The following is a 10,972-nucleotide window of genomic DNA, read 5'->3' as shown; positions in this document are numbered from 1 at the left end:
ATGAGTATGTTGGATGCCCATATTCCGCAGTTGGTGGCGTCGCAGTCGGCGTTTGGTGCTAAGGCGGGGTTGATGCGCTCGACGATTGGTCAGGCCGAGCAGGAAGCGATGTCGGCGCAGGCGTTTCACGCCGGGGAGTCTGCGGCGGCGTTTCAGGCTGCCCATGCCCGGTTCGTGGCGGCGGCGGCCAAGATCAACAGCTTGCTGGATGTGGCCCAGGCCAACATCGGCGATGCCGCGGGTACCTATGTGGCCGCCGATAGTGCTGCGGCCGGCAGCTACCCCGGCTTTTAAACCCGATACGGCTTAGCGAAGGGATTTGTGATGTCGCAGATCATGTACAACTATCCGGCGATGCTTGCCCATGCCGCCGACATGGCCGGCTATGCCGGCACGCTGCAAAGCCTAGGCGCTGATATCGCCAGTGAGCAGGCGGCGTTGCAGGCGGGTTGGCAGGGCGATACCGGGTTGAGCTATCAGGCGTGGCAGGCCCAGTGGAATCAGGCCATGGAGCAGTTGGTGTTGGCCTACCGGGCGATGGCGGGCACGCATGAGAACAACACCACCTCGATGCTGGCCCGCGACCAAGCCGAAGGCGCCAAATGGGGCGGCTAGACGACCGCAGTCGCTACGGCGTCAGCACGATCGAACCGACCGTCTGACGGCCCTGCAAGTCGCGGTGCGCTTGAGCGGCGTCGGCCAGCGGATAGCTTCGGCTCACTGTAACGCTGAGCGAACCCGCGGCGATCGCGTCGAACAATTCCCCTGAGCGCCAAGCAAATTCCTCGCCAGTGCGCATAAAGTGAGCCAGCGCCGGGCGAGTCAGGTACACCGAGCCGGCCGCGTTGAGCCGCTGCGGGTCGACCGGCGGAACCGGGCCGCTGGACGCGCCGAATAACGCCAACGTTCCCCGCACGGCAAGACTGGCCAAGCTGGCATCGAACGTGCTCGCCCCGACGCCGTCGTACACCGCGGCCACCCCCGCTCCGTCCGTCAGCTCGCGGATATGCCTGCCGAACTCATTCGGATCGTCGCCCGGGTAGTCCAGGACGTCAGTCGCGCCGGCCTGCCGCGACAGGTCGGCCTTGGCCGGTGTCGACACTGTCGTGATCACCCGGACGCCCAGGCTGGTCGCCCACTGCGTCAAGATCAGCCCCACCCCGCCCGCCCCGGCGTGGACCAACACGGTGTCGCCGGGCTGCACCGGATACACCGACTTGATCAGGTAATGAGCCGTCATGCCCTTCAGCAGCGCCGAGGCGGCGACATCCAAGCCGACTGCTGACGGCACGCGCGCGACCAATTGCGCCAGCGCGGTGGCGAATTCGGCGTAAGCACCCGCGGCCGCCACGGTCGCCACCCGATCGCCGGATGCCAGCGTCGTCACGCCGTCGCCGACCGCGGCGACGGTCCCGGCCACTTCGGTGCCCAGCACGAACGGCAACTCGCGTGGATAGGACCCGGAGCGGAAATAGGTATCGATGAAATTGACGCCGATCGCCTCGGACTTGATCAGCACCTCGCCCGGACCAGGGGAGGGCTGTGGCTTCTCGACATAGCTCAGGACATCCGGACCGCCGATCTCGGGGACTTCGATTGCGTACATGCTGACTATCATCCGCAAGCATGGAGTCCGCATGAAGTTGGCCCGGCCGGATATTCGTCATCCGCGCATCGTGCTAGTCGGTTCGGAGGACGGCGACGACGCCGGTCTGGTGGCCGCGCTGCGCAAGCGCGGGCTGCACGCCCGATGGCTGTCCTGGGAAGACCCGGACACGCTGCACGCCGATCTTGTGATCCTGCGGACCACTACCGATTACGCTGACCGGCTCGACGAGTTTCTGGCCTGGGCCAAGCGAGTGCCCAACGTGCTCAACGCGGCCGATGTCGTCGCCTGGAACGCCGGCCGACACCATCTGCGCGATCTGCGGGATGCCGGGGTGCCGGTCGGGCGCCGCCTACCGGCGGGGGCCGAGACGGCACTGGTGTATCTCGGCGGCACGCAGTCACACGCATTTACCGCGGCGTCGCCGGTGGAGGCAGACTTCGAATTGTGGGACGTCGGGCAGGCTGCCCTGCAAGCGGTGGCCGGCCATCTGGGCATCGGCGCTGAGGAACTGCTCTACGCCCGCGCCGATGTGGTCGGCGGACCGGGTCACGCCGAATTGGTCGGGCTGGATCTGGTTGCGCCGTCACTGGGTTGGCAACTGCTCGACGACACCGCGCGCGATCACGCGCAGCGGCAGTTCGCGCTGTGCGTCGAGTCAGCCCTGGACCGGCTCGGGCTTGGTCCGCTCTCGCATCGACGCCCATAACGCGGCGGCGGCCGCCGTGCACGCCGCCGCGCCTGCGACGTGCACCGCCACCAGCGCGGCCGGCACTCCGGTGAAGAACTGCACGGTGCCGACGGTGGCCTGAGCGAATGTCAGCATCACCAGCACGACCAGCCGCAGCAGTATCGGCCGCGGTGCCCGGACCGCGAGCAGCCCGAAAGCCAGACCGAACAGCAAGCTGAGATAGGCCACCAGCAGCGACGAGTGCGCATGTACCAGGGTGGTGATCTCGATCCTCAGCCGCGGCACCGTGCGGTTGGGGCTGGTGTCGCCGGCGTGCGGGCCCGCCGCGGTGACCAGGGTGCCGGCCACCAGCACCGCGGCCAGCGTCGTCGCGCTCAGCGCGGTGAGCCAGCGCAGCGGCGGGACCACCGTGTACGTTGCTTTGCCGTCGTCGGGTTCGCCGACCTTGACGTAGAGCAGCACCGCCAGCCACACCATCGCCATCGACGTCAGCAGATGGATCGCCACCGTCCACCACAGCAAGCCGGTGAGCACGGTGATGCCGCCGATCACCGCCTGCACCACGGTCGAGGCCGGCATCAACCAGGCGTATACCAACACTTCTCTGCGGCGCCGGGCCCGGGTGACCGCCAGCACAGCCAGGATCGCGGCAATGACGACAGCGAAACTGATCATCCGGTTACCGAATTCGACGGCTTGGTGAATACGAGGCACAGCGCTAACCGTCACCGGGGTGAAGCTGCCCGGAAAGCATTGCGGCCAGGTCGGACAGCCCAATCCCGAAGCGGTGACGCGGACAATCGCGCCGGTGACGGCGATACCGCCCTGGGTCAAGACGACCAATGCCGCGATGACGCGCTGCGTGCGGAGGCCGGGTTCGGGCAGCAGATCCACCAGCCGCAAAAGCCACCGTCGGACACGCATCGCCCGATCGTAGGACAATGAAAACTACGTCACGTAGTAGGGCCTTGGACGCCGTCCCTCCGCGAGGGCCATCGTCAGGTGAAGCGGAACCACCGGAGCGCGGCCATGGCGGCCAGCCCGCCCCAGGCGGCCAGCACGGCGACGCCGAACCAGTCCACCGACACACTCATCGCCTGCGACAGTGCCTCGGTCAGCGCCCCGGCCGGGGTGAGCCGCGCCGCCCATTTGACCGGGGCCGCGACCATGCCGGTGTTCACGGTCAGCGCGCCGAGTCCGGCGAAGACAAACCACAGCAGGTTCGCCACCGCCAGCACGATCTCAGCGCGCAGTGTGCCGCCCAGCAGCAGACCCAGCGCGGCGAAGCCCGCGGTGCCCAGCGCGATGATGGCTGCACCCAACGCCAGGCCGGCTGGATGTGGCCGCCAACCCAAAGCAAACCCGATGGCGCCCAGAATGATTGCCTGCAGGAACACGACCGTGACCACGGCCAGCGATTTGCCTGCGATGATGCCCCACACCGGGAGTGCGGTCGCGCCAAGCCGTTTGAGCGCGCCGTAACGGCGATCGAACGCGACCGCGATGGCCTGGCCGGTGAACGCCGTGGAGATCACCGCCAGCGCCACGATCACCGGTGTGAAGGTAGCGGCACGGTTGTCGCCGAACGATCCGAGCGGCAGCAGCGTCAACCCGACCAGCAGTGTGATCGGGATGAACATGGTCAGCAGCAGTTGTTCGCCGTTACGCAGCAGCAGCTTCAGCTCCAGCGCGTACTGTGCGGTCAGCATCCGCGGCACTGCGGCAGGGCGCGGGTCAGGAGTGAAAGTGCCCGGGGGGAAGGGCGATTCGGTCATGCCCGCAACTCCCGGCCGGTCAACTCCAAGAACACATCTTCCAAAGTGCGCTGCTCCACTCGCATGTCGGTGGCCAGCACGTCGATCTGGGCACACCACGCCGTCACCGTCGCCAGCACCTGCGGGTCCACCGGACCTTCCACCAGGTACTCACCCGCCGCCACCTCAGAGGCTTGGTAATCCTCCGGCAAGGCGGAGATGAGCAGCGACAGGTCGAGCCGCGGCGGCGCGCTGAACCGAAGCTGGTCCTTGGCGCCACTGCGGGTCAGCTCTGCCGGGGTTCCGGCCGCAACGGTTACCCCTTGGTCGATGATGACCAGTCGGTCGGCCAGTTCTTCGGCCTCCTTGAGTTCGTGGGTGGTCAGCACCACCGTGACGCCGTCGCGGCGCAGCGCGTCGATCAACTCCCACACCAATAGCCGGGCTTGGGCGTCCATGCCCGCGGTGGGCTCGTCGAGAAACACCAGTTCGGGTCGGCCGACCAACGCGCAGGCCAGCGCGAGTCGCTGCTGCTGCCCACCGGAGAGCCGCCGGTAGGTGGTGCGCGCCGCGTCGGTCAGGCCCAGCGTGGTCAGCAGCCACTGCGGGTCCAGCGGGTCGGCGGCGTACGAAGCCACCAAGTTCAGCATCTCGCCGGCCCGGGCCCCGGGATAGCCGCCGCCGCCCTGCAGCATCACACCGATGCGAGCCCGCAGCCGCGCGTTGTCAGCGATCGGGTCCAGCCCGAGCACTTCGATGGTGCCGGCATCGGGGCGCACGAACCCCTCACACATCTCGACCGTCGTCGTCTTGCCGGCGCCGTTCGGGCCCAGCAGCGCCAGCACCTCGGTGGCCTGCACGTCGAGGTCGAGGTTGGAGACGGCCCTGGTCGCGGTCGCCCCCGAGCCGTACTGCTTGCACACCCCGCGCAACCGCACGGGGATCTCAGGGGCCTGGCTCACGGGGACTCAGCGTATGCGCCGGGCACCGGCGCGGGCTGCCGGGTCTCGCCGCTGGGCGCCAGATTCGGCGTCAACGTGTCGTAGATCAACTCGGTGTTGGGCAGCGGCCGCCACGGCAGGCGGTGGTAGGTCCCGGCGATCAGCAGCGCCACGATCAGGGTGCTGGCCACGGTGGCGTCCACGATCTGGAACAGTGCGAACCGATCGCCGTTGGCGGTGGGGCCGAAGACGCCGACGACAATCGTGACGATGATTACCGCCATGCGGAAACTGGGGCGGGTCGCCCATGCGGCCAACGGGATGATGGCCCAGAGCAGATACCACGGCTGCACCACCGGAAACAGCAGCACCGTGCCGCCTAGCGCAACCCCGAGCCCGCCAACCGGGTGCAGCCGGCCACGCAACACCGCCATCAGCAGCCAGCCCACCATCACCGAAATGATCAACACGCCGATCGCGCGGGTCAGCGACAGGATGGCGGTAGTGTGATCGCCCAGGCCCAGCAGAATTCCCACCTGCCCGGTGCCCAATGCGATCAGCGTCGGCGGCGACATCCAGCTGCGCACCACGTTGGCGGTGCCAAGCGTGTAGATCCAGCCGAAGCCGAGCCGGCTGGCCCATCCGACCGCGGCCATCACGGCCAGCGACAGTGTGGCCACCAGCCCACCCGCCAGCAGGAACGCCCGCAGGTTGCCGCCCCAGCGCCAGGCCAGCGCCATCGCGACGAATCCCAACGCCAGCAGCGACGGCAGCTTTATCTGCGAGGACAGCGTGATCAGGATCGCGCCCGCCAGCAGCATGCCCAGCGGCGCCCAGTCCGGCCAATGAGTCCCCAAGCCCGGCCACGGCCTTGGCATCAGCGGCCGTCTGGAGTCGATGCCGCGTAGCGCGAATTCGGTGCCGGTCAACATGAGCCCGAGCATCGGTGCCTCGTTGTGGATGCCGGCGACCAGATGCATGATCAGCAGCGGGTTGGCCGCCCCTAACCACAGCGCGCTGACCTCGGCCACCCCGCAACGGCGGGCCAGCCGTGGGGTTGCCCACACGATCAGACCCACGCCGAGCAGCACCACCATCCGATGGCATAGCACCGCCGCGACGATGTTCTCGCCGGTCAACGCCGATATTCCGCGGCCAATCCACAAGAACAGCGGCCCGTACGGCGCCGGGGTATCTCGCCACAGGCTGGGCACCGACGCCGTGAAGACATGGTCGAGGCCCAACCCGGTCGCCGGACCCACCCGGTAGGGGTCGAGCCCCAACCGGCAGATCTGGCTTTGCGCCAAATAGGAGTAGACGTCCTTGCTGTACATCGGGGGCGCGATCAGCAGCGGCAGCACCCACAGCAGCAGCGTGCGGTCCAGCTCGCCGCGGGACATGCGCCGTTGGCCCAGCGCGAAGCGGCCCAGCATCAGCCAGGCGAGCGCCATCATGACCGCGCCGGTGGTGGTCATCGTCAGCGACACGGTTTGGATCCGCGACGGCAGGTTGAGCAGCCGAACCCCGAACGTGGGGTCTTGGATCACCGGCCGGGCCCCGGCCCCCAGCGCGCCGATGCCCATCAGTACCGTGCCAGTGGCGCCGAACAATCGGGTGCCACGAAGTGCGACCAGTTCGGTGTCGTTGAGCGGTGCGCCCACCGCCAGTTCGTCACCATGCAGGCGGGCAATCGACGAACTCAGCGTGTGGTGGCGGGCTGCCATCACAGCAGCGTAGCCGCCGACCGGCCGAGGCTCGCTGACCCGCTGGACCCGTGGACGGAATTTTGTCACACTTGTGTTGTGAAATTCCGTCCGGACATCCAAGGCACTGTAGTAGCACCCGCAGCTTCGACGCACGACGGTCAGACCCGAAGCGCGGTCGTGCGGTTGCTGTTGGAGTCGGGGTCGATCACTGCCGGGCAGATCGGCGACCGGCTGGGCCTGTCCGCCGCCGGGGTGCGACGCCATCTGGACGCGCTGATCGACGCGGGCGAGGCGGAATCGGTTCCCGCGGCGGCCTGGCAGCAGGAGGGACGGGGCCGGCCGGCCAAGCGCTACCGGTTGACCGCGGGCGGCCGCGCCAAACTGGACCACAGCTACGACGACCTGGCCTCGGCGGCGATCCGTCAACTCCGTGAAATCGGCGGCGAGGAGGCGGTTCGCACCTTCGCCCGGCAGCGCATCGACGCGATCTTGTCCGACGTCGAAGCGCCGGCATCGCCCGCGGACGCCGACATCGAAGCTTCCGCAGAGCAGATCGCCAGCGCGCTGACCAAGGCTGGTTACGTCACCACCACCACCCGGGTCGACGGCGCGATCCACGGCGTGCAGATCTGTCAGCACCACTGCCCGGTGTCGCACGTCGCCGAGGAGTTCCCGGAGTTGTGTGAAACGGAGCAGCAGGCGATGGCCGAGGTGCTCGGGACCCACGTGCAGCGGTTGGCGACCATCGTCAACGGTGACTGCGCGTGCACCACCCACGTGCCGCTCACGAGTGCCGAGAAGCCGCTAACCCTTCGACGCCCAGTCCGCGTCGAAGCCACCACGAGCAAGCAAGGAGCGTCGTAGATGACGACCACCCCTGAGGTTCAGAGGCTGGGGGAATCCCTGTCTCAGGACGAGGCCATCGCCTCGCTGGGCCGGTACGGCTACGGCTGGGCCGACTCCGACATTGCGGGCGCCAGCGCACAGCGCGGGCTGTCCGAAGCGGTGGTCCGTGACATATCGGCGAAGAAGAACGAGCCGGAGTGGATGCTGGAGAACCGGCTCAAGGCGCTGCGCATCTTCGATCGGAAGCCGATGCCGAAGTGGGGTTCTAACCTCGAGGGCATCGACTTCGACAACATCAAGTACTTCGTGCGCTCCACCGAGAAGCAGGCCGCTTCTTGGGATGAGTTGCCCGATGACATCAAGAATACGTATGACCGGCTGGGGATTCCGGAGGCTGAGAAGCAGCGCTTGGTTGCTGGCGTAGCCGCACAGTACGAAAGCGAGGTTGTTTACCACCAGATCCGCGAAGACCTTGAGAGCCAAGGGGTTATCTTCCTGGACACCGACACCGGTCTGCGCGAACACCCCGACATCTTCAAGCAGTACTTCGGCACCGTGATCCCGGCCGGGGACAACAAGTTCTCGGCGCTGAACACCGCGGTGTGGAGTGGCGGAAGCTTCATCTACGTCCCGCCGGGTGTGCACGTCGACATCCCGCTGCAGGCCTACTTCCGGATCAACACCGAGAACATGGGCCAGTTCGAGCGGACACTGATTATCGTCGACGAGGGCGCCTACGTGCACTACGTCGAGGGCTGCACCGCGCCGATCTACAAGTCGGATTCGCTGCACTCAGCGGTGGTGGAGATCATCGTCAAGCCCGGTGGCCGTTGCCGTTACACCACGATCCAGAACTGGTCGAACAACGTTTACAACCTGGTCACCAAGCGGGCTCGCGCCGAGGCCGGCGCCACCATGGAGTGGGTCGACGGCAACATCGGGTCGAAGGTCACCATGAAGTACCCAGCGGTCTGGATGACCGGTGAGCACGCCAAGGGTGAGGTGTTGTCGGTGGCGTTCGCCGGCGAGGGCCAGCACCAGGACGCCGGCGCCAAGATGCTGCACCTGGCGCCCAACACGTCGAGCAACATCGTGTCCAAATCGGTGGCCCGCGGCGGCGGCCGCACCTCCTACCGTGGCCTGGTCCAGGTGAACAAGGGTGCGCACGGATCGCGCTCCAGCGTGAAATGCGATGCGCTGCTGGTCGATACGATCAGCCGCAGCGACACCTATCCCTACGTCGACATCCGCGAGGACGACGTCACGATGGGCCACGAGGCCACAGTGTCGAAGGTCAGCGAGAATCAGCTGTTCTACCTGATGAGCCGTGGCCTGACCGAGGACGAAGCGATGGCGATGATCGTGCGCGGCTTCGTCGAGCCGATCGCCAAGGAGCTGCCCATGGAGTACGCACTGGAGCTCAACCGGCTGATCGAGCTGCAGATGGAAGGCGCGGTCGGGTAGTGACGGGATTGACTGAAGCGGTTGAGGGTTCGGCGCTCACCGCTGCCAACAAGGGCGAGCAGTTCGCCTCATTCGACGTCGACGCGTTCGAGGTGCCCGGTGGCCGCGATGAGATCTGGCGGTTCACCCCGCTGCGTCGGCTGCGTGGTCTGCATGACGGTTCGGCGCATGCGACCGGAAGCGCGCAGATCACCGTCAACGAGCGGCCCGGCGTGCGAGTCGAAACGGTGCGGCGCGGCGATCAACGGCTGGGCGACGGTGGTGTGCCCACCGACCGTGTTGCCGCGCAGGCTTTTTCGTCGTTCAACACAGCGACGGTGGTCACCGTTGCCCGCGATACGCAGGTCGCCGATCCGGTTGAGGTGGTGATCACCGGTCCGGGTGAGGGTGCGGTGGCCTACGGCCATCTGCAGATCCGAGTCGAGGAACTGGCCGAGGCCGTCGTCGTCATCGACCAGCGTGGTAGCGGGACCTACGCCGACAACGTCGAATTCGTCGTCGACGACGCCGCCCGGCTCACGGTGGTGTGGATCGCCGACTGGGCCGACGACACCGTGCAGGTCAGCGCGCAGCACGCCCGGCTGGGCAAGGACGCGGTGCTGCGGCACGTGGCGGTAACGCTCGGCGGCGATCTGGTGCGAATGTCGGCCACGGTGCGCTTCGCAGCGCCCGGCGGCGACGCGGAGCTGCTCGGCCTGTACTTCGCTGACGACGGTCAGCACCTCGAGTCGCGGCTGCTGGTCGACCACGCTCAACCCGACTGCAAATCCAACGCGCTGTACAAGGGTGCGTTGCAAGGGGATCCGGACTCAAGCCGACCGGACGCGCACACCGTCTGGATCGGCGACGTGTTGATCCGGGCTGAGGCCATCGGCACCGACACCTTCGAGGTCAACCGCAACTTGGTGCTCACCGACGGCGCGCGCGCCGACTCGGTGCCTAACCTGGAGATCGAGACCGGCGAAATCGTCGGCGCCGGACACGCCAGCGCCACCGGGCGATTCGACGACGAGCAACTGTTTTATCTGCGTTCCCGCGGCATCCCCGAAGAGCAGGCCCGCCGACTGGTAGTGCGTGGTTTCTTCAACGAGATCATCGCCAAGATCGCGGTACCTGAGGTACGGGAGCGCTTGACCACCGCCATCGAGCACGAACTGGCCATCACCGAATCGAAAGCAACCGCCTAATGACCACTCTGGAAGTCAAAGACTTGCACGTCAGCGTCGAGAACCCGTCGGATGGCGGCGAGATCGCGATTCTCAACGGCGTCAACTTGACGGTGAGCTCTGGCGAGACGCATGCGGTGATGGGGCCCAACGGATCCGGTAAATCCACCCTGTCCTACGCGATCGCCGGGCACCCGAAGTACCGGGTGACGTCGGGCTCCATCACGCTGGACGGCGCGAACGTTCTGGACATGACCGTCGACGAGCGCGCCCGCGCCGGCCTGTTCTTGGCCATGCAGTATCCCGTCGAGGTGCCGGGCGTGTCGATGTCGAACTTCCTGCGCAGCGCGGCTACCGCCGTGCGCGGTGAGACGCCCAAGCTGCGGCACTGGGTCAAAGAGGTCAAGGCCGCGATGGATGACCTCGAAATCGACCAGGCCTTCGGCGAACGCAGTGTCAACGAAGGCTTTTCCGGCGGCGAGAAGAAGCGCCACGAGATCCTGCAGTTGGGGTTGCTGAAGCCGAAGATCGCGATCCTCGACGAGACCGACTCCGGCCTGGACGTCGACGCGCTGCGGGTGGTCAGCGAGGGCATCAACCGCTACGCCGAAGCCGAGCACGGCGGCATCCTGCTGATCACGCACTACACCCGGATCCTGCGCTACATCCATCCGGAATTCGTGCACGTGTTCGTCGGCGGCCGGATCATCGAGTCGGGCGGCCCGGAGCTGGCCGACGAACTCGAAGAGAACGGCTACGTTCGATTCACCCAGCAGACGGCTGCCACGGGGGCCTGAC

General features: G+C 66.9%; 12 protein-coding genes. 7 read left to right on the top strand and 5 right to left on the bottom strand.

Translation table 11 applies throughout. The annotated features are described in order from the left end of the window. On the top strand, window positions 1-294 hold the full coding sequence (gene esxG / locus VEI45_RS04755) for a type VII secretion system protein EsxG (protein WP_324447518.1): 294 nt from the start codon (window positions 1-3) through the stop codon (window positions 292-294). Between the two features lie 30 nt (window positions 295-324). Beyond that, the gene (locus VEI45_RS04750) at window positions 325-615 is read left to right on the top strand and encodes a WXG100 family type VII secretion target (RefSeq protein WP_324850613.1); all 291 of its coding nucleotides are present in this window, start codon (window positions 325-327) and stop codon (window positions 613-615) included. Window positions 616-628: 13 nt separating this feature from the next. Here the strand turns inward: VEI45_RS04750 and VEI45_RS04745 are convergent, their stop codons facing one another. Beyond that, window positions 629-1,606, bottom strand: coding sequence for a quinone oxidoreductase (locus tag VEI45_RS04745; protein WP_324850611.1), 978 nt, complete (start codon window positions 1,604-1,606; stop codon window positions 629-631). A 31-nt stretch (window positions 1,607-1,637) separates the two neighbouring features. Here VEI45_RS04745 and VEI45_RS04740 point away from each other — a divergent pair, with 31 nt between their 5' ends. Continuing rightward, window positions 1,638-2,315: a hypothetical protein gene (locus VEI45_RS04740; RefSeq protein ID WP_324850609.1), complete on the top strand. Its 678-nt coding sequence runs from the start codon at window positions 1,638-1,640 to the stop codon at window positions 2,313-2,315. Here VEI45_RS04740 and VEI45_RS04735 read toward each other — a convergent pair. From VEI45_RS04735 to mptB, 4 genes are all read right to left on the bottom strand, one after another. Next, window positions 2,265-3,221 (bottom strand): heme A synthase, encoded by a 957-nt coding sequence (locus VEI45_RS04735; RefSeq protein WP_324850607.1) that lies wholly within the window; start codon window positions 3,219-3,221, stop codon window positions 2,265-2,267. The genes VEI45_RS04740 and VEI45_RS04735 overlap by 51 nt on opposite strands. A 74-nt stretch (window positions 3,222-3,295) precedes the next feature. Continuing rightward, on the bottom strand, window positions 3,296-4,072 hold the full coding sequence (locus tag VEI45_RS04730) for an ABC transporter permease (protein WP_324850606.1): 777 nt from the start codon (window positions 4,070-4,072) through the stop codon (window positions 3,296-3,298). Continuing rightward, window positions 4,069-5,013, bottom strand: coding sequence for an ABC transporter ATP-binding protein (locus VEI45_RS04725; RefSeq protein ID WP_324850604.1), 945 nt, complete (start codon window positions 5,011-5,013; stop codon window positions 4,069-4,071). The genes VEI45_RS04730 and VEI45_RS04725 overlap by 4 nt, the downstream gene beginning before the upstream one ends. After that, window positions 5,010-6,716: a polyprenol phosphomannose-dependent alpha 1,6 mannosyltransferase MptB gene (gene mptB, locus VEI45_RS04720; protein WP_324850602.1), complete on the bottom strand. Its 1,707-nt coding sequence runs from the start codon at window positions 6,714-6,716 to the stop codon at window positions 5,010-5,012. Before mptB ends, VEI45_RS04725 begins: the two co-directional genes overlap by 4 nt. Here mptB and VEI45_RS04715 point away from each other — a divergent pair. The 4 genes from VEI45_RS04715 to sufC are packed head-to-tail and all read left to right on the top strand — an operon-like array spanning window position 6,702 to window position 10,971. Then, complete coding sequence (locus tag VEI45_RS04715; RefSeq protein WP_414687397.1) at window positions 6,702-7,562, top strand: helix-turn-helix transcriptional regulator; 861 nt, start codon at window positions 6,702-6,704, stop codon at window positions 7,560-7,562. The two genes, mptB and VEI45_RS04715, sit on opposite strands and share 15 nt — an antisense overlap. After that, window positions 7,563-9,008, top strand: coding sequence for a Fe-S cluster assembly protein SufB (gene sufB / locus VEI45_RS04710; protein ID WP_324850600.1), 1,446 nt, complete (start codon window positions 7,563-7,565; stop codon window positions 9,006-9,008). Further along, window positions 9,008-10,195 carry a Fe-S cluster assembly protein SufD gene (sufD, locus tag VEI45_RS04705; protein ID WP_324850598.1) on the top strand — a complete coding sequence of 396 codons (1,188 nt, stop codon included), beginning with the start codon at window positions 9,008-9,010 and terminating at the stop codon, window positions 10,193-10,195. Before sufB ends, sufD begins: the two co-directional genes overlap by 1 nt. Then, on the top strand, window positions 10,195-10,971 hold the full coding sequence (gene sufC / locus VEI45_RS04700) for a Fe-S cluster assembly ATPase SufC (protein ID WP_324850596.1): 777 nt from the start codon (window positions 10,195-10,197) through the stop codon (window positions 10,969-10,971). The genes sufD and sufC overlap by 1 nt, the downstream gene beginning before the upstream one ends. The last annotated feature ends 1 nt before the right edge of the window (window position 10,972 follow it).

This window comes from Mycobacterium sp. (assembly GCF_035623875.1).
Lineage (GTDB): Bacteria > Actinomycetota > Actinomycetes > Mycobacteriales > Mycobacteriaceae > Mycobacterium.
Note: the sequence above shows the minus strand (reverse complement) of the source record. Positions and strands in the feature narration are given on the sequence as shown.